This window comes from Streptomyces sp. NBC_00878 (assembly GCF_026341515.1).
GTDB lineage: Bacteria > Actinomycetota > Actinomycetes > Streptomycetales > Streptomycetaceae > Streptomyces.
The window spans coordinates 183,885-204,256 of record NZ_JAPEOK010000002.1 but is presented as its reverse complement, the minus strand read 5'-3'; the positions used below and the strand labels follow the sequence as shown (position 1 = coordinate 204,256).

The 20,372-nt window shown below is 70.2% G+C and carries 18 protein-coding genes; 10 read left to right on the top strand and 8 right to left on the bottom strand.

The annotated features are described in order from the left end of the window. Positions 1-50: 50 nt before the first annotated feature. Entirely contained in the window at positions 51-839 is a 789-nt protein-coding gene (locus tag OHA11_RS45420; protein WP_266508226.1) for a DeoR/GlpR family DNA-binding transcription regulator, read from the top strand. 73 nt (positions 840-912) lie between these two features. Beyond that, positions 913-1,731 carry a DUF427 domain-containing protein gene (locus tag OHA11_RS45415; protein WP_266508225.1) on the top strand — a complete coding sequence of 273 codons (819 nt, stop codon included), beginning with the start codon at positions 913-915 and terminating at the stop codon, positions 1,729-1,731. A gap of 93 nt (positions 1,732-1,824) precedes the next feature. Here OHA11_RS45415 and OHA11_RS45410 read toward each other — a convergent pair whose 3' ends face one another. Both OHA11_RS45410 and OHA11_RS45405 read right to left on the bottom strand, forming a co-directional pair. Continuing rightward, entirely contained in the window at positions 1,825-2,529 is a 705-nt protein-coding gene (locus tag OHA11_RS45410) for a response regulator transcription factor (protein WP_266508223.1), read from the bottom strand. After that, a complete protein-coding gene (locus tag OHA11_RS45405) occupies positions 2,514-3,863 on the bottom strand; it encodes a sensor histidine kinase (protein WP_266508222.1) in 1,350 nt (449 codons plus the stop codon). The genes OHA11_RS45410 and OHA11_RS45405 overlap by 16 nt, the downstream gene beginning before the upstream one ends. A gap of 322 nt (positions 3,864-4,185) precedes the next feature. Here OHA11_RS45405 and OHA11_RS45400 point away from each other — a divergent pair, with 322 nt between their 5' ends. Continuing rightward, the gene (locus OHA11_RS45400; protein ID WP_266508221.1) at positions 4,186-4,878 is read left to right on the top strand and encodes an ABC transporter ATP-binding protein; all 693 of its coding nucleotides are present in this window, start codon (positions 4,186-4,188) and stop codon (positions 4,876-4,878) included. Next, positions 4,875-7,244, top strand: coding sequence for an ABC transporter permease (locus OHA11_RS45395; protein ID WP_266508219.1), 2,370 nt, complete (start codon positions 4,875-4,877; stop codon positions 7,242-7,244). The genes OHA11_RS45400 and OHA11_RS45395 overlap by 4 nt, the downstream gene beginning before the upstream one ends. A 78-nt stretch (positions 7,245-7,322) precedes the next feature. Here the strand turns inward: OHA11_RS45395 and OHA11_RS45390 are convergent, their stop codons facing one another. From OHA11_RS45390 to OHA11_RS45380, 3 genes are all read right to left on the bottom strand, one after another. After that, complete coding sequence (locus OHA11_RS45390; protein WP_266508217.1) at positions 7,323-7,511, bottom strand: YbdD/YjiX family protein; 189 nt, start codon at positions 7,509-7,511, stop codon at positions 7,323-7,325. After that, on the bottom strand, positions 7,508-9,676 hold the full coding sequence (locus OHA11_RS45385; protein ID WP_323186794.1) for a carbon starvation CstA family protein: 2,169 nt from the start codon (positions 9,674-9,676) through the stop codon (positions 7,508-7,510). Before OHA11_RS45385 ends, OHA11_RS45390 begins: the two co-directional genes overlap by 4 nt. An 85-nt stretch (positions 9,677-9,761) precedes the next feature. Beyond that, the gene (locus OHA11_RS45380) at positions 9,762-9,983 is read right to left on the bottom strand and encodes a DUF3311 domain-containing protein (RefSeq protein ID WP_266508216.1); all 222 of its coding nucleotides are present in this window, start codon (positions 9,981-9,983) and stop codon (positions 9,762-9,764) included. A gap of 168 nt (positions 9,984-10,151) precedes the next feature. Here OHA11_RS45380 and OHA11_RS45375 point away from each other — a divergent pair, with 168 nt between their 5' ends. From OHA11_RS45375 to OHA11_RS45355, 5 genes are all read left to right on the top strand, one after another. Then, entirely contained in the window at positions 10,152-11,714 is a 1,563-nt protein-coding gene (locus tag OHA11_RS45375; RefSeq protein ID WP_266508214.1) for a sodium:solute symporter, read from the top strand. Continuing rightward, positions 11,711-12,403 (top strand): sigma-70 family RNA polymerase sigma factor, encoded by a 693-nt coding sequence (locus OHA11_RS45370; protein WP_266508213.1) that lies wholly within the window; start codon positions 11,711-11,713, stop codon positions 12,401-12,403. Before OHA11_RS45375 ends, OHA11_RS45370 begins: the two co-directional genes overlap by 4 nt. Continuing rightward, positions 12,400-12,690 (top strand): hypothetical protein, encoded by a 291-nt coding sequence (locus tag OHA11_RS45365; protein WP_266508212.1) that lies wholly within the window; start codon positions 12,400-12,402, stop codon positions 12,688-12,690. Before OHA11_RS45370 ends, OHA11_RS45365 begins: the two co-directional genes overlap by 4 nt. 145 nt (positions 12,691-12,835) lie before the next feature. Continuing rightward, complete coding sequence (locus OHA11_RS45360; RefSeq protein ID WP_266508210.1) at positions 12,836-13,858, top strand: S9 family peptidase; 1,023 nt, start codon at positions 12,836-12,838, stop codon at positions 13,856-13,858. 148 nt (positions 13,859-14,006) lie between these two features. Then, positions 14,007-15,521: a hypothetical protein gene (locus OHA11_RS45355; protein ID WP_266508208.1), complete on the top strand. Its 1,515-nt coding sequence runs from the start codon at positions 14,007-14,009 to the stop codon at positions 15,519-15,521. Between the two features lie 126 nt (positions 15,522-15,647). Here OHA11_RS45355 and OHA11_RS45350 read toward each other — a convergent pair whose 3' ends face one another. The 3 genes from OHA11_RS45350 to OHA11_RS45340 form a co-directional block, all read right to left on the bottom strand. Continuing rightward, the gene (locus OHA11_RS45350) at positions 15,648-16,565 is read right to left on the bottom strand and encodes a hypothetical protein (RefSeq protein WP_266508206.1); all 918 of its coding nucleotides are present in this window, start codon (positions 16,563-16,565) and stop codon (positions 15,648-15,650) included. 268 nt (positions 16,566-16,833) lie between these two features. Continuing rightward, positions 16,834-19,077 (bottom strand): MMPL family transporter, encoded by a 2,244-nt coding sequence (locus OHA11_RS45345; RefSeq protein ID WP_266508205.1) that lies wholly within the window; start codon positions 19,075-19,077, stop codon positions 16,834-16,836. A gap of 87 nt (positions 19,078-19,164) precedes the next feature. Continuing rightward, positions 19,165-19,716 carry an HAD domain-containing protein gene (locus OHA11_RS45340; RefSeq protein ID WP_266508204.1) on the bottom strand — a complete coding sequence of 184 codons (552 nt, stop codon included), beginning with the start codon at positions 19,714-19,716 and terminating at the stop codon, positions 19,165-19,167. 102 nt (positions 19,717-19,818) lie between these two features. On the opposite strand from OHA11_RS45340, the gene OHA11_RS45335 reads away from it, so the two are divergent. Continuing rightward, positions 19,819-20,310 carry a carboxymuconolactone decarboxylase family protein gene (locus OHA11_RS45335; protein WP_266508203.1) on the top strand — a complete coding sequence of 164 codons (492 nt, stop codon included), beginning with the start codon at positions 19,819-19,821 and terminating at the stop codon, positions 20,308-20,310. Positions 20,311-20,372 lie beyond the last annotated feature (62 nt).

Here is a 20,372-nt window from a genome sequence, read left to right as displayed (position 1 = left end):
GCGGAAAGTAGGCAGATTACGCCTGGTGATGGTGTGTAGTGTTCCGTCGCGTGCTGGCTGAACAACGACACCAACTCATCCTGCGGGCCCTGCGTTCCGGCGGCACTGCCTCCGTGATCGACCTCTCCGAGCAACTGGACGTGAGTGCGGCGACCGTCCGCCGTGACCTCCTCAAGCTGGAAGGGGACGGGCTGCTCAGCCGCGTGCACGGCGGTGCGGTCATCGAGGAGGACCGTGCGCCGTTCGACGAGGCCGCCGAGGTCCAGGTGGCCGAGAAGGACGCGATAGCCGCCCGCGCGGCCGAGCTGATCGAGGACGGCCAGTCGGTCATCCTCGACAGCGGCACGACCGTCCACCGGCTGGCACGCCGACTGCACGGGCGCCGGCTCACCGTGATCACCAACAGCCTCGCCGTGTACGAAGAACTCACCGCGGAGGAGAACATTGCCCTGATGCTGCTCGGCGGCATGGTCATACGCGAGTCACGCATGCTGGACGGCTTCATGGCCGAGGACAACCTCCGCCAGGTGCACGCCGACTGGACCTTCATGGGCGCCTGCGGCGTACGCTCCGGCGGCCAGGTCATGGACACCACCGTCGCCGAGGTTCCCGCCAGGCGCGCCATGATCGCCGCCGGCGACAAGGTGGCGCTGCTGGCCGACCGGACCAAGTTCCCCGGAAGCGGCATGGTGAAGATCTGCGGCCCGGAGGACCTGGACGTGCTCATCACCACCGCGTCGGCGGTCGATGCGACCTGCACGGCCCTGCACGAGGCCGGCGTGAGAGTGATCACGACACCTCCGTCTACGGTCGACGGCGGGGCCGAGGTCGGCGTCTAGGCTGCCCTCCGAGGCACCGTGTGCCCGGCCCGAGCCACACGTTCGACGCCCCATGTTCGGCAAGGAGGCAGTCATGAACTCCCCCGGCAACAGTTCACAGAACGTCCCGGTACTGCGTCACCCACCTGGCCCCGCCGACAGCCTCCTGTGGGAGCCCAGCGAGCGCTGGGTACGCGGGACGAAGGGTGATGTCACCGTTGTCGACAGCCGACGGCCGGTTCTGGTGTGGGAGCCCGGTCGGCCGGTGCCGTTGTACGCGTTCCCACGTGAGGACGTGCGTACGGATCTGTTGCGGGAGACGGAGAAGTCCGCCGGGCGGCCGCACGCCGGTACGACACGCTTCTACGACCTCGACATCGGCGGTGAGGTCATCGCCGGCGCCGCGTGGACCTACCCCGGCGAGGAGTTGGGCTCGTACATCTCGTTCGAGTGGTTCGGGCGCGAGGTGCTCGATCACTGGTACGAGGAGGACGAGGAGATCTTCGTCCATCCGCGTGACCCGCACAAACGGGTGGACGCGCTGCCCAGTTCGCGGCATGTCCAGGTCGAGATCGACGGCACGGCCGTCGCGGACACCCACGCGCCGATCCTCCTCTTCGAGACCGGTCTGCCCGTGCGGTACTACATCCCACGCGAGGACGTACGCCTCGATCTGTTCACGCCCAGCGACCTCACGACCCGCTGCCCCTACAAGGGCGTGGCGACCGACTACTGGTCGTGGCCCGGCGGGGACGTACCGCCGAACATCGCGTGGAGCTATCCCGACCCTCTCTCGGCGGTGGGCGTGATCAAGGACCGCGTGGCCTTCTTCAACGAGGCCGTCGACATCACGGTCGACGGGGAGCGGCTTGAACGCCCGGTCACCCCGTTCACCAAGCTTCTGGAGGGATGAGGACGGCGGGCCGGGCGACGCCGGAACTGCCGGAGGCCGAGGCCGGGGCCCGGGCCAGGGCCAGGGCCAGGGCGTCAGCCCGTCTCAAGGGCTTCAGCCCGTGTCGGGCGTCGGGCCTCCGGGAGCGATCAGTCCGGTCTCATAGGCCAGGACGACGGCCTGGACGCGGTCGCGGAGGTCCAGCTTCGAGAGGATGCGGCCGATGTGGGTCTTGACCGTGGTGGGGCTGAGGAACAGGCGGTCCGCGAGTTCGGCGTTGCTGAGGCCCGTCGCGAGCAGGCGGAGCACCTCCAGTTCGCGTGGGGTCAGGCCGGACAGGTCGCGGTGGAGTGTCGGCGGCCGGGGCTCCTCGCGATGGGCGAAGCGTTCGATCAGCCGGCGGGTGATGGCGGGTGCGAGCAGCGCGTCACCGGACTGGACCAGGCGGACGGCGGCCACCAGATGCTCGGGCGTGACGTCCTTGAGCAGGAAGCCGCTGGCACCGGCGGTGAGCGCCGCGTAGACGTAGTGGTCGAGGTCGTACGTGGTGAGGATGATGACCCGGATACCGTCCGCGCCGTCGTCGGCGAGGATCCGGCGGGTCGCCTCGATGCCGTCCATGCGCGGCATCCGAATGTCCATGAGGACGACGTCGGGCCGGGTGCGCCGGACGGCGGCGACGGCCTCCGCCCCGTCGGCCGCCTCCGCCGTCACCTCGATGCCGTCGGCGGCGAGGATCATCCCGAAGCCCGTACGGACCAGGGCCTGGTCGTCGGCGATGACCGCGCGCAGGGGCGGCCCGGTCACGCGGTCCGCCACGGGAATCGTGCCGTGATCCGGTATCCGCCGGTGAGGGTCGGCCCGGCCGTCAGGTCGCCGCCGTAGACCGTCAGCCGCTCGCGCAGCCCGATCAGCCCGCGGCCGTTGCCGTTGCCGTTGCCGTTGCCGCCGGCAGCTCCGTTCCCGTCCAGCGAAGGGGAGTCGTACGCGGCACCGGTGTCGGTGACCTCGATCTCCAGGCAGTCGTCGGTGTGACCGATCGTGACGGAGGCTTCGGCGCCCGGCGCGTGTTTGATCGTGTTGGTCAGTGCCTCCTGCACCACGCGGTACGCCGCGAGGTCCACCCCGGGAGGCAGCGGCTGAGGTGGCAGGGACACCGCGACGGCGACCGGTGTCCCAGCGGCGCGTACGCGTTCGATCAGGGCGTCGAGGTGTGCGAGACCGGGCTGCGGTTCGAGGCCGTCGGCGGGGCTGTCGGGGCGGCCCGTGTCCGGTCCCGCGAGCAGTCCCATCACGTGCCGGAGTTCGGCCATGGCGGCCCGGCCACCGGCCTCGACCGCCAGCAGTGCCTCCTTCGACCGCTCCGGCGCCGCGTCCATCACCTTGCGGGCCGCGCCCGCCTGGATCACCATCACGCTGACATTGTGGGTCACGACGTCGTGCAACTCCGCTGCTATGCGGGCGCGTTCCTCCTCGACGGCCCGGCGCATGGCCTCCTCCTGTGCCTGCTGGAGCTGGGTGAACCGGTCCCGGCTCGCCGCCAGCCGCCGCCGCCCGATGCGGACGAAACCGGCCAGCACCCCGGCTATCAGCAGCACCACCGCCGGGCTCGACCAGCCCGGGAACACCGGCTCCGTCTCGCGGAACGCGACGCCCGCCAGCACGGCGGCCGCGACCAGCCCGGCCATCGCCCCCGCCCGATAACGGCTGTACATGACCGCGCTGTAGGCACCGATGACGCAGGTCAGCACGTTGATCCAGGAGGCGTCCTCGCCGATGGCCAGTGCCGCGCCCAGCACGACCCCGAACGTGGCCAGCGGAAACCGTCGCCTGGCCACGAGCGGCAGCGCCGACACGACGACCACGGGCCAGGGCACGGCGGTGGGCTCCTCCACCAGAGGGCCGGGGCCTGGGCCGACCACGGGGGGTCGTGGTGGGAGCGGCGGCTCGGTCCCGTACCCGGTCGTGGGGTTGATGCGTACCGGTCCGTCGCCGGGATAGCGCGCCGCCACGATCAGCGCGACGACGGTCAGCACGACCGCCAGCACCACATCGGCGTACACCGACCGCCGCGACAGCGGGGCCGGTTTCCTCTCCGGCCGTAGCGCGTCGCGCAGTTGCCGGTACCTGCTGCGGCGGTCCTCCGTCTCCATCGGCTCATTGTGTGGCTCCCTGCCCGGTTCCGCGTCCGCCTGTGCGACCGGAGCACTGTCCGGCAGGCGTACGTCGCAGGGATGACCCCTCGGCCGGGTCGTTCGCGGGGAGGGCCCGATGTCGGTGCCGCGGCCGACGCGCCCCAACACCCCACGCTCCTAAGTTCGCTGAGCCCGGCAACACCGCGAACGAACCGGACGCGACCAAGCGCAACCCAGCCCGGCCACCCCACCCCGGCCACCCCGGCCACCCCGACCACCACGGCCAACCCGGCCAACCCAATCGAAGCGAACCGATGCCACCGAAGGACGGTCGACTCCCATGACTCAGGTGATCCAACTGGACGGCGTGGCCAAGCGCTACGACAGCGTCGGCACGCCCGCGCTCGGGCCGCTCACGCTCTCCGTCGAGCAGGGTGAGGCCCTTGCCGTGACGGGCCCCTCCGGCAGCGGCAAGTCCACGCTGCTGAACCTCGTCGCAGGCCTGGACAAACCGACCGAGGGCACCGTGTCCGTGGCCGGCCGGCAGCTCGACGCTCTCAACGAGCACGCGCTGGCCCGGTTCCGCCGTGAACAGATCGGCATGGTGTTCCAGTTCTTCAATCTGCTGGACGACCTCACCGTCGCCGACAACATCCAGCTCCCGGCCCAACTGACCGGCACCGCACGGCGGAAGACGGCGGCCCGTGCCGCGGAGCTCATGGAGGTCCTCGGCATCCAGAAGCACGCCCGCGCCTACCCGGGCCGGCTCTCCGGCGGCGAGCGTCAACGCGTCGCGGTCGCCCGGGCGTTGGTCAACCGGCCCGCGCTGCTGCTCGCCGACGAGCCGACCGGCGCCCTCGACACCGCCTCGGGCCAGGACGTACGGGAGCTGCTGGTGGAGCTGCACCGCGGCGGGCAGACCATCGTGCTGGTCACGCACGACCTCGCGCTCGCCGAGGCTTGTGCGAGCCGGTCGATCCATCTGGTCGACGGTCATCTCGCCCTCGACACGCGTGCGGAGGCGGTCCGATGACCCGCTTCGGCGGCGGTGCGCTCGGCCGGGTCATCCGTTCCGGCGTGGGGCGGCGCCGGGTGCAGACCGTGGTGATCGCGGTGGCCACGATGATGGCCGTGGCCTCGGCGGTGGTCGCCGGGTCGCTGATCGTCGCCGCGAACGCGCCCTTCGACCGGGCCTTCGCGAAGCAGCGGGGCGCCCATCTGACAGCCCAGTTCGATCCGGCCAAGGCGAGTGCGTCGCAGCTCAAAGCCACCGGCGAACAGAAGGGTGTTGCCGCGAGCGCGGGGCCGTACCCCTCCACGACGATCCGGCCGGTGGACTCGACGGGCGGGCAGATGCCGTCGCTGACGCTCGTCGGGCGGACCGGTGCGCGGGCCGACGTGGACGATCTGGACCTCAAGTCCGGCCGCTGGGCGGCGAAACCGGGCGAGATCGTGCTGAACGCGTCGTTCTCCGGACCTGCCTTCGGGCTCGGCGACACCCTTGAGGTCGTGGACGCCGCGAACAGCCCGACCCTCACGGTCGTCGGCTTCGCCCTGTCGGTCAGCAGGACCGCCGAAGCCTGGGCGACCCCCGCCCAGACCAGGGCGCTGGGGTCGGCGGACAGCCCGCTCACGACGCAGATGCTGTACCGCCTCGACGCCGCCGGGACGGACGCGGAGATCGCCGACGGCCGGAAGAAGCTCGCCGCGGCCGTGCCGTCGGGCGCGCTGCTGAGCAGCCTGTCGTATCTGGAGACCAAGCGCGACGCCGACGAGGGCGCGGCACCGACCATCCCCTTCCTCATCGCCTTCGGTGTCCTCGGCATCGTGATGTCGGTGATCATCGTCGGCAGTGTGACCAGCGGCGCGGTCGGCTCCAGCCTGCGCAGGATCGGCATCCTCAAGGCCATCGGCTTCACACCGCGTGAGGTCGTACGCGCCTATGTGGCCCAGGCGTTGATCCCGGCCGCCGCCGGTATCGCGCTGGGTGTGGTGCTGGGAAACCTGCTGGCCGTGCCGCTCCTGGCCGACACCGAGCAGGCGTACGGCACGGCGTCGCTGACGGTGGCCTGGTGGGTGGACGTCGTGGTGCCGGCCGCCGCGCTGCTGGTCGTCGCGATCGCCGCGCTGGTTCCCGCCCTGCGGGCCGGGCGGCTGCGTACGGTCGAGGCGATCGCGGTCGGACGGGCTCCGCGCACGGGTCGTGGCCAGTGGGCGCACCGGGCGGCGGGACGGCTGCCACTGCCGAGGGCGGTCACGTACGGCCTCGCGAGCCCCTTCGCGCACCCGGTCCGCACGGTCGCGATGCTGCTCGCGGTGGCCTTCGGTACGGTCGCGGCGACCTTCGCGGTGGGGCTGACGGCGTCCCTGACCGCCGTCGGTGAGGCGCAGGATCCCGAGGATCGCGCCGCGGTCACCGTCTTCGCGAGCGGACCGAACGTCGGTCCCGGCGGCCCGCAGGAACAGGGCAGGAGCCAGGCGCACGCCGCCGATCCGGCGCGCGTACGCGCCGCTGTCAAGGCTCAGCAGGGCACCGCCTCGTACTACGGCACGGTGCAGTCGCAGGCCTCCGTGCCCGGGGTTTCGGGCTCGATCCTGACCAGCCTCTACGAAGGGGATTCCCGTCCCGGCAGCTACGAGATGATCTCCGGGCACTGGCTCGACGGCGCGGGGCAGGTCGTCGTGGGTTCGGGTTTCCTGGAGCGGACCGGGGGCGCGGTGGGTGATTCGGTGCGGGTGACCTACCGGGGAGACACCCGGACCCTGCGGATCGTCGGCGAGGCCTTCGACACGTCGAACGGCGGCCTGCGTCTCCACGCCAACATCGCCGACTTTCCCGCGGCCCAGCCCGCGATGTTCCTCGTCGAGGTGAAGCCGGGTGTCGCGCCCGCCGACTACGCGAAGCAACTCGCGGCGGTGGTACGGCCGTTGGGCGGCGACGCCGTCGCCAACTCGCCCTCGCAGCAGGACAACTTCGTCCTCGTCCTGCAGTCGATGGCGGCGCTGCTCACCCTCATGCTGGTCTCCGTGGCCGGCCTCGGGGTCCTCAACTCCGTCGTCATCGACACCCGGGAGCGCGTCCACGACCTCGGCGTCTGCAAGGCGCTCGGCATGTCCCCGCGGCAGACCGTGAGTCTCGTACTCGCCTCGGTGGCCGGGATCGGTGTGCTCGGCGGTCTGGTCGGAGTGCCCGCGGGTTTCGCGCTGCACGGCTTCGTCCTGCCGGTGATGGGACATGCCGCGGGCACCGATCTGCCGCCGTCCGTCCTCGACGTGTACGGGTCCTGGCAGTTGGTGCTGCTGGGACTGGCCGGTGTCGCGATCGCGATGCTGGGCGCGCTGCTCCCGGCGGGCTGGGCGGCCAAGGCCCGTACGGCGGTGGCGCTGCGTACGGAGTAGGCGTCTCCGGCGCCATGGCCAGGTACCGGGGGGAGGCGGCGGGGAGCGGGCGGTGGCCGTCCGCTCCCCGCCTGCCGGTCAGCAGCAACGGCTCTGCGGATGGTCCTCCCGGTGCCGGGCGCGCAGTACCTCGTACTCGCGTGGTGTCGGTACCGGGGCGAGCGGGTGGTGACGCAGATGGCGCTCGCAGTAGCGGTCGTACTCCGCCTCCCCCGTCAGCTCACGCAGGTACCAGCGCACGGCCCGTGCCCACCGGCGGACGCTCACGAACGGACTCCCGCCAGCGGTTCGGCGGACTGCTCCGGGAGGTCGATACGGGACTCGACGTACGGCGACTCGGTCGTCGGCAGCGGAACGGGCGACCGTACGGAACGCACGCACACCACGGCCGCGTTGACGATCACTACCGCTACCAGGACCAGGAACAGGGCGATCAGGACGCCGTCGACCGTGGAGTTGGTGACCACGGTGTGCATGTCGTCGAGGGTCTTGGCGGGCGGCAGGACCTGACCGGCGTCGATGCCGTCGGCGTACCGCTCGCGCTGGGCGAAGAAGCCGACGCGCGGGTCGTCGGAGAAGATCTTCTGCCAGCCGGCGGTGAAGGTGATCGCGACGACCCAGGCCAGCGGAACCCCGGTGACCCAGGCCCAGCGCAGTCGCCCGGACTTGACGAGGACGGTCGTACAGACGGTGAGTGCGATGGCGGCGAGGAGTTGGTTGGCGATGCCGAAGAGCGGGAAGAGCTGGTTGATTCCACCGAGAGGGTCGGTGGCGCCGGAGTGGAGGAAGTAGCCCCAGGCCGCCACGACGAGTGCGCTGCACAGCCAGATGCCCGGCTTCCAGTTGACCCGGCCGATCGGCTTCCAGACGTTGCCGAGCATGTCCTGGAGCATGAAGCGGCCGACGCGGGTGCCGGCGTCGACCGTGGTCAGGATGAACAGCGCCTCGAACATGATCGCGAAGTGGTACCAGAAGGCCTTCATCGCGCTGCCGCCGAAGACTCCGGAGAAGATCTCCGACATGCCGACCGCGAGGGTCGGTGCTCCGCCCGAGCGGGCGATGAGGGTCTGTTCCTCCACTGCCTTGGCCGCCTGCGTCAGTTGGTCGGGTGTGATGGTGAAGCCGAGGCCCGCCACCGCCTGGGAGGCGGACTCGGCCGTCGTGCCGAGCAGCCCGGCGGGCGCGTTCATCGCGTAGTACAGGCCGGGTTCCAGGGTGGCCGCGGCGATCAGCGCCATGATCGCGACGAACGACTCCATCAGCATGGCGCCGTAGCCGATCATGCGGACCTGGGATTCCTTCTGGATCAGCTTCGGGGTGGTCCCGGAGGCGACCAGCGAGTGGAAGCCGGAGAGCGCGCCGCACGCGATGGTGATGAAGAGGAACGGGAAGAGGGACCCGGCGAAGACCGGGCCCGTGCCCGAGGAGGCGAAGTCGCTGACCGCGTCGGTCCGCAGCACGGGCGCGGCCACGATCACGCCGACCGCGAGCAGGGCGATGGTGCCGATCTTCATGAAGGTGGAGAGGTAGTCGCGCGGCGCGAGCAGCATCCACACGGGCAGCACGGAGGCGACGAAGCCGTAGCCGACGAGGCAGAAGACGAGGGTCGTCGGGCTGAGGGTGAAGGTGTCGGCGAGCGAGGACTCCTGGACCCAGCTGCCGCCGACGATGGCGAGAAGCAGCAGCGCCACACCGATCAGGCTGGTCTCGACGACCCGGCCCGGCCGGATGCGGTGCAGCCAGAAGCCCATGAACAGGGCGATGGGGACGGTCATGGCGACTGAGAAAGTGCCCCACGGGGAGTGGGCGAGCGCGTTGACCACGACGAGGGCCAGCACCCCGAGCAGGATGATCATGATGGTGAAGACGGCGATGAGGGCCGCGGCCCCGCCCGCCCTGCCGATCTCCTCCCGGGCCATCTGTCCGAGCGACTTGCCGTCCCGCCGCATGGACAGGAACAGGACCACCATGTCCTGCACCGCCCCGGCGAAGATCACTCCGGCGACGATCCACAGGGTGCCCGGCAGGTACCCCATCTGGGCCGCGAGCACCGGCCCCACCAGCGGCCCGGCTCCGGCGATGGCCGCGAAGTGGTGGCCCAGCAGCACCCGGCGGTCGGTCGGCTGGAAGTCGACTCCGTCCTCCAGGCGTTCGGCGGGGGTGGCCCGCCGGTCGTCGGGCTTCAGCACGCGCCGCGCGACGAAGCGGGAGTAGAAGCGGTAGGCGATGGCGTACGAGCCGAGGCTTGCCACCACCAGCCAGACCGCGGAGATCTCCTCGCCGCGGGCCAGCGCGAGGACGCCCCAGCCGACCGCGCCGAGCAGGGCGACGGCGCTCCACAGCAGCATCGATCGCGGCGTCATCCGGGACCGTACGGGCGGCGGCCCTTCTGGCGCCGGGACACCGGATTCGGGCATGACTGACGTGGGCATGGCGGCTCCTCACCTCTGCGGTGATGTGTGGTGGTACGTACGGATGCGTACGGATCGGCGGCGCGGAACACCGGCCGCGTACGAGCTAGGGATCGTGGCGGTCGTGCCTGGTCAGTGCGTACGCGGCCAAGAGACACAAGGCGCAGCCCGGCACCCAGGCGAGCTGGTACCAGTAGAAGAACGGCGTCCCGGCGAGCCGTGGACTCTCACCGGCGTACCAGGGGACCCACAACAGGCCCGCGGCGGGCGCGAGGAGCAGTGCGGCGATCGCGACGCGCCGTAGCCGGTGGTGACCCGTGGGTGCCATGACCTGCGCTCCTCTCCCCCTGCTTGTCGGTCTGTGCAAGAGTTGCCAACCGGCCGGAACTGGTTGACAGGGAATTTCCAGAAGATTTCCCGCCGGTTTTCTGTCATCCGAATGGGGTGCCCGCGCAACTCTCCAGCAAGGGCACAGGCACACCAAGGACGGTGACCCATGGCGGATGCCGCCATGACCGCGACGTTTCTCGCCGTGATCGGCGGAGCGTCGCTGCTCGCCGTCACGGCGCGCCGGCTGCGCCCCACCGACCGGCTGCCGTCCCTGGAGGGCTGGGCGCTGGCCGACCGGAGCCTGGGCCCGGTGTGGACGTGGCTGCTGCTGGGCGGCACGATCTTCACCGCGTACACCTTCACGGCCGTCCCCGGCCTGGCGTACGGCAATGGGGCGCCCGCCTTCTTCGCGGTCCCGTACACGGTGATCGTCTGTCCGCTCGCCTTCGTCCTGCTGACGCGGCTGTGGGCGGTGGCCCGCCGCCACGGCTACGTGACCGTCGGCGACTTCGTCCGTGGACGGTACGGTTCACCGCCGCTGGCCCTGGTCGTCGCGCTCACCGGGATCCTCGCGACGATGCCGTATCTGGCGTTGCAGCTGCTGGGCATCCGCGCGGTGCTCACCGCCGGGGGCGTCTATCCGCGCGGCGCGGCCGGCGACCTGGTGATGGTGGCGCTCTTCGCGGGCCTCGCGGTGGCGACGTACCGGCACGGACTGCGCGCACCCGCCGTCATCTCCGCGCTCAAGGCGGTGGCCGTCTTCGTCTCGCTCACCGCGGTCTGCTGGCTGGTCCTGGACCGGCTCGGCGGCCCCGGCCCGCTCTTCGACCAGGCGGCGCAACGGCTCGGCGGTACGGACACGGCGCACTCCGCTCTGCTCCTCTCACCCGAGCAGCAGCCCGCCTACGCCACTCTCGCCCTGGGCTCCGCGCTGGCCCTGCTGATGTATCCGCACGTGCTCACCGCGGGGTTCGCCGCCGACGGCCCGCGCACCCTGCGCAAGGTCTCGGTGGCGCTGCCCGCCTGGACGGGCCTGCTCGCGCTCTTCGGCTTCCTCGGCGTCGCGGCCCTCGCGGCGGGGGTACGGGCTCCGGAGGGAGGCGCCGAGGCGGCCGTGCCGATGCTGGTGGACCGGTTGATGCCGGGACCTCTGGCCGGGCTGGTGTTCGGCGCGATCGTCGTGGGGGCGCTGGTCCCGGCCGCCGTGATGTCGATCGCGGCCGCGACCTGCTTCGTACGCAATGTGTACGTCGAGTACGTCCAGCCGACCGCCACGCCGAAACGACAGGTACGCATCGCCAAGGCCGTCTCGCTCACCGCGAAGGTGGGGGCGGTCGCCTTCGTGTTCGGGCTGCGTGACCAGGACGCGATCAACCTCCAACTGCTCGGCGGCGTATGGATTCTGCAGATCTTCCCCGCCGTGGCCGTCGGGCTGTTCACCGGCCGGCTGCATCCGCGGGCGCTGCTCGCCGGGTGGGCCGTGGGCATGACGGCCGGCACGTTCCTGGTGGTGCGCGAGGGGTTCTCGTCCATCGTGGCCTTCGGTTCCGGCACCCGGCCGCTGGAGATCTACGCCGGGCTCGCGGCCCTGGTGCTCAATCTGGTCGTCGCCCTGGTCGGCACCGTGGCCCTCGAACGGCTCGGGGTCCCGCGCGGCGCCGACGTCACCGACCTACCGTCGCGCCTGACCGTCAGGCGCCGCCCCGAGACGGGAGCTCCCAACCCGTGAGACGCAGACAGCACACCCGCTCGACTGTGGCGCAGGCTGTTCCGGCCACCGTCCCCGAGCCACGCGTCCCGCGCGCGGCGACGGCCCGACCGCCGGTCGCGGACGACTTCGGCCTCGATGAAGAGTCCCACCCCGGCGGCGTACGCGAAGGGGCACCCGAGGAAACGTCCCTCTCCCCCGCGGTCGCCGATCCCGTCGACCTGGAACGGGAAGCCGCCCTGGCCCGGCTCTTCGAGGTGCACTACTCCTCGATGCTGCGCCTGGCCGTGCTGCTCGGCGCCGACGACCCGGAGAACGTCGTGGCCGAGGCCTACTACCAGATCTACCGGAAGTGGCGCCGACTACGGGACGCCGAGGCAGCGGAGGCCTATCTGCGCTCCACGGTGTGCAATCTGACCCGGATGCGCATCCGCCACCTCCAAGTCGCACGCAAACACGTCCAGAACCCGCCCAGCGAGGTCGTGGCCTCCGCCGAGAGCACCGCCCTGCTCCACGACGACCAGCGCGTGCTGATCGACGCGCTTCAGCAACTGCCCGCCCGGCAGCGCGAAGCGCTCGTCCTGCGCCACTGGCTCGGTCTGAAGGAAAGCGAGATAGCCGCCGCGATGGGAATCTCCTGCGGATCGGTCAAGACACACACCGCACGCGGCATCGCCGCCCTCACCCAGGCGATGGAGGCCCGGCGATGAACGACACCTCTCCGGACCGTACGGAACAAGAGCTGCGCGAGGCCCTGGAGGCGTTGGCCGGCGGGGTGCACGCGGCCCCTGACGCCTACCGCACGGCCCGCGGCGACTGGGTGCGCCGCGAGCGGCGTCGACGGCTCGTGCTCGCGGTCCTGATCGCGGTCGTCTTCACGCTCGCCACCCTGATCGGTCTATGGGTCCTGAACCAGGCGCCCTCCGAACCCGGGGTCATCTTCTCCGGCACGGGGAGCCACTTCACTTCCAACGGGGCGGCCGGGGTCCCCGGCTGACGGATGGTCGGTGGATCGTGGCCTCTCCCTCTCCGACCGTCCCGCCGTGCCGCCGTGCCCGGCCCGGACTCGATGCGCTCGCGTCGAGAACCTGCAACTCGTCCGTCACCGCTCCTCGCGGCGGGATCCGGGAGATACTGGCCGTATGCGGTTTCGGAGCATGGCCTGTGGTGCCGCCGTGCTGGTGCTGGTGGCCGCGGTGGGCTGCTCAGGGGACGACGGCGACACCGCACCCACGGGCTCGCCGACGTCGGCCCGGGCCACGAGCGGGACCCCCAGCGCGACACCCACGCCTACGCCGACTCCGGCCAACCCCGTGTCGATCCCGGGGCTGATCGAGCGTGAGCACCGGGGCTCCGACCTCAAGCTCGGGAAGGTACGCGTCCGGACCGGCGCCTACACGCAGTACGCGGTCACGTACGAGGCCAACGGGCTGACGATCTCGGGAATCATGAACATTCCCAGGGGCAAGGGGCCCTTCCCTGCCCTGGTCCTGGCGCACGGGTACATCGACCCGGCCGTCTACACCAGTGGCCGCGGACTGGCCCGGGAACAGGATCTGCTGGCCCGTAACGGCTATGTGGTCCTGCACATCGACTACCGCAACCACGCGGGCTCGGACGACGACCCGGACAATGACGTCAACCTGCGCCTCGGCTACACCGAGGACACCATCGGCGCGGTCATGGCGCTGCGCTCGTCGGGGCGGGCGGAGATCGACGGCGACCGGATCGGGCTGCTGGGGCGGTCGATGGGCGGCGGCGTCGTGTACAACACGCTGGTGGTCGCGCCCGGCCTGGTCGACGCGGCCGTGGTGTTCGCCCCCGTGAGCTCACGTCCGGACGAGAACATCGACCACTTCCAGCGCCGCGACGGCGACCCCCTCGTAGCCGAGACGCACGGCACCCCCGAGGAGAACCCGACGTTCTGGAAGGAAGCCTCACCCGTCACCTACGTCGACCGGGTGACCGAGCCGCTGCTCATCCACCACGGCACCGCCGACGAAAGCTGCCCCATCGTCTGGTCGGAGCGGACCACCGCCGCGTTCGAGAAGGCGGGCAAGGACGTCGAGCTGGTGAAGTACAAGGGCGAGCACCACACGTTCGCCCCGCAGTGGCCGGCGTCGATGGACACGACGATGGACTTCTTCGAACGCCATCTGCGCTGACCCACCGCGGTCAGCCGCCGGTCAGCCTGCGGGCACCGCCGAATGAACACTATGAACGCAACGATCAAGCCATGGGTTTTCCGCCCGGTCTCTCCTTAACATCGGCCCCGCCGCGCAACGGTGCGCGATAAGGACAAGGAGTACGCCCATGGAACGGCCGAGACTCGGAACGCCGAGTATCCGTGACATCCGTGATGGGGCCAAAGGACTTCGACGCCGCCGTGCCGCTGTGGCCGCGGGCGTCGCGGGGATTCTCGTCGGCACACTCGCCGGACCGACGTCGGCCTCCTCTTCTGCGTCCGCTTCTACGTCCGCTTCTACGTCCACAGCTGCGAGCGGGCCGACTTCCGTGGAGTGTCCAACCACGCTGACCGGAAAGGCCACTTGTTACACGGGGCAGGATTCCAACGGCGCCTATTACGCGATCGCCGTCCCCAAGGAATGGAACGGCTCGCTCGTGATGCACGCGCACGGAGGTCCCGACCTCGGTGCGGAATCCGACCCGGAGCGCAGCATCGGCGATCTGGAACGCTGGTCGGTGATGGTGGACGAAGGCTATGCGTGGGCCGGCTCGTCGTATCGCCGCGGTGGATACGGGACCCAGATGGCCGCCGCCGACACGGAGAATCTGCGCCGCCTGTTCGTCGAGGAGTTCGACAGTCCGAGGCGGACCTACGTGCACGGTCAGTCCTGGGGCGGCAACGTCGCCGCGAAGGTCGTGGAGACGTACGGCGCGAAGAAGCACGGCCCGTACGACGGCGCCCTGCTCACCAACGGCGTACTCGGCGGCGGCTCACGCGGCTACGACTACCGCGTGGACCTGCGTGTGGTCTATCAGTACTACTGCCAGAACCACCCTCGTCCCTCCGAGCCCCAGTACCCGCTGTGGGAGGGGCTGCGCGCGACCTCGACCATGACGAGCGCGGGGCTGCGGGCCCGCTTGCAGGAATGCACGGGCTTCGAGTCCCCCGCCGGGGAGCGGACCGCTCTGCAGCAGCGCAATCTGGACGACATCCTCGCGGTCACGGGAATTCCGGAGCGCACCCTGGAATCCCATCTGCGCTTCGCGACGTTCACTTTCCGCGACATCGTGCACAACCGGCTCGGCGGGCGCAATCCGTTCAGTAACGAGGGCGTTCGCTATTCCGGCTCCCACGACGACGAGGCTCTCAACGCGGGCGTCGAACGGTTCGCCGCGGATCCGACCGCCGTTCGTGACCTGTCGTACGACAGTGACCTCACGGGCAAGGTCTCGATTCCCGTGCTCACTCTCCACGCCATCGACGATCCGACGGCGTTCATCGAGCACGAGGCGGCCTACCGCGACAGCCTTCGGGGCGCGCACCGGGACAAGCGACTGGTGCAGTCCTTCACCCGGGAAAACGAACACAGCGGGCTGAGCAATTCCGAGTACGCCAACTCGATCTCCGCTCTGGACACGTGGGTGCGCACCGGAGAGAAGCCGACGCCGAAGTCGCTCGCGGCGTCCTGCGGCGCGTTCGACAGCAAGTACGGCACCGGCTGTTTCTACGACCCGGGCTTCTACCCCGGTTCCTACGCCACGCGGGTCAACCCCCGTCCGGGCGGGCTGCGTTGGCCTGCCATGAGCGCCGCCCAGGAGAAGTCCTGGAGCCGGATCAGCGGCGTGGGCATCGCCCCCTGATCGCCCCCTGAAGGTGCCGGGGCCGCTCGGACAACAGCTCCGCCTCCCGGCGGCACGCATGGTGCCGTCCGGGAGGCGGAGCCGCGGGTGTGCGCTACCGCACGAGGATGATCCCGTACGCGTCCGTCACGAGCGGCGCGCGCGGGCCGCGAACACTGCCCCGGCACCCAGGGCGATCACGACGGCGGCACCGCCGGCGATCAGGCCGACCGGCGCGCCGGCGCCCGTCTCCGCCAGCGGCGGCGAGCTGTCGCTGGGCGACGGGTTCGAACCGGAGCCGGCGGGCGGCGTCGACTCCAGCGGCGGCACGTCCGGTGTCGTGGTCGGCGTCGTGGAGGGCTTGGGAGTGGTCGCCGGAGTCGTCTCCTCGGCGGGCGGTGTGCTGCCCGCGGGGGTCGACGGGGTGGGCTCCGACGGGGTCGGAGTCGGGGTGGGCGAGTCCGAGGGGGCATCGGCGCACTCCTTCTCGCCTCCGTTCCACGCCGCTATGAGGTTGTACGGAGTGTTGACGCCGTCGGGCTGGTAGGGAGCGGGGCCGTGCCCCTCTCCCGACTTGCCGTCGTAGGCGATGTCGGAGCCGTACAGGTCGATCTGGCCGAAGCAGTCGGGCAGCTTCACGGCCAGCTTCTGCCAGGACCGCTTCTCGCCGTCATCGCCGGCCACATCCGCGTCGGTGAGGTAGACGGTGGCCTTGTCCACCATGGTCTGGCGGCCGGAGGACAGCCAGTTCGGCCCCTCGGTGGTGTATTCGGCGAGGGAGACGGGGTACTTGCAACCCTCTCCGACCTTCTGTCCGGGGGCGAGCCGGACCTCGACGGGCCCGGGGACGGTGTCCCAGGAGTGGAATCCGCCCTGCGAGGTCCAGTCGGCGCCTACGACGCCTCCGTCGGCGCCGACGATGCGGTACTGGACAGTGGCTGACTGACACGTCCCGCCGGACGTGGCGCTTGCGACGCCGGCCCCGAGCACGGGCGTGGCGGCGACAGCGAGGACAGCGGACGCGGCGAGGGCAGCCGCAGTCCTGGTTTGTTGCGAACGCGACAAGGTGAGCCTCTACGGAATCGACATGTGTGGGAGGTGGCTGAATGCGGGTGGCCGACGCGGGCGGACGCAACGAGAGCGTGCGCGACCGGACCACTCACGTCACTTCGCTCGCTTCAGACACGGCGAAGTGCAGTGATCCGCATTCTTGCCACCTTTCACAACTCCCGTCAATCCTTCACCAGTTCACCATGTTTCGACTTGATCACGACCCTGTTTTCCGGCCCGGGAGAGGCGTGACCCCGGGGGCCCGCCGGGTCGGCCGTGCGGTTCAGTCGTGGTCCCCTTCCGGGTCCACGTGCGGCATGATCCGGTCGAGCCAGCGGGGTGTCCACCAGGCGTGGCGGCCGAGCAGGGTCATGACGGCCGGAACGAGGAGCAGGCGTACGACGGTCGCGTCGATCAGCACGCTCACGGCGAGGCCAAGACCGAGCATCTTGACGACGATGTTGTCGCTCACGATGAACGCGGCGAAGACGCTCATCATGATCAGGGCGGCGCAGGTGATGACGCGCGCGGTGATCTCCAGGGCGTGGGCCACGCTGGCCTTCGCGTCTCCAGTGCGCCGCCAGGCCTCGTGGACGCGCGACAGCAGGAAGATCTCGTAGTCCATGCTGAGGCCGAAGATGATGGCGAACATCATCATCGGTACATAGCTCTCGATGGGCACCTTCCCCGACACGCCCAGCGCCGGCCCGCCCCAGCCCCATTGGAAGACGGCGACGACCACGCCGTACGAGGCGGCGATGGACAGGACGTTGAGGACCGCCGCCTTGACCGCGACGAGCAGGCCCCGGAAGACCATCAGGATGATGAGGAAGGCCAGGGCCACCACCACGGCGATGATCAGCGGGAGGCGCTCCGCGACGATGTCGCGGAAGTCGACCTGGGCGGCCGTGGTGCCCGTGACATAGCCCTTGGCGTCGGTGCCGGAGACCGCCTGGGGGAGGGTCTCGTCGACCAGGCGGTTCGTCAGGTCGGTGGTGTCCGCGCTCTGCGGGGACTCCTTGGAGTAGACCGTGGCGACCAGCACGTCTCCGTCCTGGGTCGGCGTGAGCTGTGTGCTCGTGGCCGAGCCGGGCACGTCGGTGAGCGACTTCTGCGCCTGCGACGCCAGCGACGAACGCTGGTCGGACGGCACGGACGTCTGGTCGATGACGACGGTCAACGGGCCGTTGGAGCCCGGGCCGAAGGCGTCGGACATGATGTCGTAGGCCCGTCTGTCCGTGAAGGACTTCGGGTCCGCGCCGTCACCGATGTGGCCGAGCTGGATCGAGAGCAGCGGGATCGCCAGGACGAGGACGGTGACGGTCCCGCCCGCCAGGAACCACCAGGGACGCCGTTCCACTCGCTGGGCGTAGCGGTGCCAGGTGCCTGTGACGGGCTCGCCCGGAGCGGCGTTCGTCTCCGCGACGGGGCGGCGCACTCGATAGCGGTCGATGCGGTGGCCGATGAGTCCGAGCAGGGCGGGGACGAGGGTCAGCGCGCCGGCGACGGCCGAGACGACCGTCACGGCCGCGGCGACACCCAGTTTGGCGATGAAGGAGACTCCGGAGACCGACAGTCCGGCCAGGGCGATGATCACCGTGCAGCCGGAGACGAGTACGGCCCGGCCGCTGGTGGCGGTGGCCCGTCCCGCCGCACGGACCGGATCGTCGCCGTTCATCAGGTTCTGCCGGTGGCGGGTGATGAGGAACAGCGCGTAGTCGATCCCGACGCCGAGTCCGATCATGGTGGCCAGCGTCGGGGACACCGTGGCGAAGGTGAAGACCGCAGCCAGCAGACCCAGGCAGGCCAGCCCTCCCACGACACTGATCAGGGCGGTCAGCAGGGGGATGCCCGCCGCGAACACGCTGCCGAAGCCGACGAGCAGGACGACGATCGCCACGCCGAATCCGATCAGCTCGCTGACCCGGTCGTCGGGAGCGGGCCTGGCGAGTTCGCCGAGCGGGCCGCCGTACTCGACGTCGACTCCCGCGGTCCTCAGTGACTGGACCGAGCTGTCCACACCGTCGAGGTACGAGTCACCCAGCGTGGACGGCTGCACGTCGAAGCGGACGGTGATGTAGCCGGTCTTCCCGTCGCTGGACAGCGGGCCGACGTTCTGCGGCTGGGACTGTCCCGAGGACTGCTGCGAGGACGAGGCCGTCAACGGGTTCTGTGCCGCGAGCACATGGGGCAGCTTCTGCAGGTCGGTGATCGTCTGGCTCATCTGCGAGCTCACCGACGACAGCGACTGCTTGTCGTCGCGCAGCACGATCTGGCTGCTGTAGCCGCCCGCCGTCGGATCGTGCTGCTTCAGGACCTGCTGGCCCTTGTAGGACTGGGAGTCCGTGAGCGAGAAGTCGTCCGAGTAGTCCCCGCCGAAGGAGTGGTTCAGCACCTGCAGGGCGGCGAGTACGACCAGCCAGGCCACGATGACGATCACGAAGTGCCGGGCACACCACTCCCCCAGCCTGCGCAGCCGCCCGGTCTTCCCCGGACCATCGTTCGTACTCGACCGGGTGCGCGACATGGGCTGCTCCCGCGAAGAGACATTTCCGACTTCCTCATTAAACGACGCATTGATCACTCCGGCACGTGGAGGCCCGTCGCGCCGGAGTCACGAGCGCCGCGTCCCGTCCGCGGATTCGGCGGACAGCCACTCGTCGAGTACGGCGAAGTCCGCGTCCGTGAGGCCCTGGCGGGGGTCGACCCGGTGCAGCAGGGCATGCCCGCGATGGTGTGCCGAGACCCAGGCCCGATCAGTGTCGGTGATCTCGTCGTCGACCCAGACGAACGAACGGCCGGCGGCCCGGGCGACGAGGGCACGGGTCTTCCAGTGCAGCCCACGCCGCGCGTCCCGTTCCGCCTCCGCGTCGGTCGGCTCGGGCCAGCTCACGACGGCCAGTTCGGGGAGACCGAGCAACGGTGCGACGACCTCGTTGGCCTCGGCCATCCAGGCCGTGGCCCACACCAGCTCACACGGCAGAGCCGCCAAGCGGGGGCCGTGCTCGGGGTTGATCCTGACCAGGAGCGGATTCACCTCCGGCCGCGGCGAGTCCGACCCGTAGGTCGGATACCCGTCCGGGTACTGCCCCGGTGCCGCACCGAAGGGGATGAGCGGGCCATCGACATCGAGGAACAGCAGCGGACGCTCTGCGGATCCGGTCATGGCCGCACGATAGCCGCCCGCCCCGGAAATCGACGAAATCGCCCCACGGCTATTCGCACTGTTTCCGTTTCGCAGAGCCCGTAAGACGGTTAGAGTCGCCCCATGCCCACGACTGAATCCACACCCCGCGTGGCCCTCAAGAAAATAACCCCCGACGTGTCCGGAGCAATGGGCGCGCTGCATGGCGCGGCCGTTTTGGCGGCGCAGGACGCCAAGGTCGAGCCGGAGCTGCTCGAGCTCGTCCGGATTCGTGCCTCACAGATCAACGGCTGTGCGTTCTGCCTCGACATGCATACGAAGGACGCCCGCGCCCAGGGCGAGAGCGAGCAGCGCGTGTACGCGCTGAACGCCTGGCGGGAGATGCCCTTCTTCACCGAACGGGAGCGCGCCGCGCTGGCGTTGACCGAGGCGGTGACGCTGGTGCACGACGGTCACGTCCCGGACGCGGTCTACGCGGAGGCGGCCGCGGTCTTCGACGAGGCACAGATCGCGGCACTGATCTGGGCGGCCACCGTCATCAACGCGTACAACCGCATCGCCATCGCCACCCGGATGGTTCCGGGCGCCTATCAGCCGACCACTGAGAAGGCCTGAGCGATCCGCAAGAAGTGATCCCCAAGAATTACTGAATCGAATTACCGAATCCGGATATGGGT

What these genes read in the sequence shown, in the direction of transcription:
- OHA11_RS45415 (WP_266508225.1), top strand. Translation starts at nt 913, where the DNA reads ATGAACTCCCCCGGCAACAGTTCACAGAACGTCCCGGTACTGCGTCAC.
- OHA11_RS45405 (WP_266508222.1), bottom strand. Translation starts at nt 3,863, where the DNA reads ATGGAGACGGAGGACCGCCGCAGCAGGTACCGGCAACTGCGCGACGCG.
- OHA11_RS45400 (WP_266508221.1), top strand. Translation starts at nt 4,186, where the DNA reads ATGACTCAGGTGATCCAACTGGACGGCGTGGCCAAGCGCTACGACAGC.
- OHA11_RS45395 (WP_266508219.1), top strand. Translation starts at nt 4,875, where the DNA reads ATGACCCGCTTCGGCGGCGGTGCGCTCGGCCGGGTCATCCGTTCCGGC.
- OHA11_RS45385 (WP_323186794.1), bottom strand. Translation starts at nt 9,676, where the DNA reads ATGCCCACGTCAGTCATGCCCGAATCCGGTGTCCCGGCGCCAGAAGGG.
- OHA11_RS45380 (WP_266508216.1), bottom strand. Translation starts at nt 9,983, where the DNA reads ATGGCACCCACGGGTCACCACCGGCTACGGCGCGTCGCGATCGCCGCA.
- OHA11_RS45375 (WP_266508214.1), top strand. Translation starts at nt 10,152, where the DNA reads ATGGCGGATGCCGCCATGACCGCGACGTTTCTCGCCGTGATCGGCGGA.
- OHA11_RS45365 (WP_266508212.1), top strand. Translation starts at nt 12,400, where the DNA reads ATGAACGACACCTCTCCGGACCGTACGGAACAAGAGCTGCGCGAGGCC.
- OHA11_RS45360 (WP_266508210.1), top strand. Translation starts at nt 12,836, where the DNA reads ATGCGGTTTCGGAGCATGGCCTGTGGTGCCGCCGTGCTGGTGCTGGTG.
- OHA11_RS45355 (WP_266508208.1), top strand. Translation starts at nt 14,007, where the DNA reads ATGGAACGGCCGAGACTCGGAACGCCGAGTATCCGTGACATCCGTGAT.
- OHA11_RS45345 (WP_266508205.1), bottom strand. Translation starts at nt 19,077, where the DNA reads ATGTCGCGCACCCGGTCGAGTACGAACGATGGTCCGGGGAAGACCGGG.
- OHA11_RS45340 (WP_266508204.1), bottom strand. Translation starts at nt 19,716, where the DNA reads ATGACCGGATCCGCAGAGCGTCCGCTGCTGTTCCTCGATGTCGATGGC.
- OHA11_RS45335 (WP_266508203.1), top strand. Translation starts at nt 19,819, where the DNA reads ATGCCCACGACTGAATCCACACCCCGCGTGGCCCTCAAGAAAATAACC.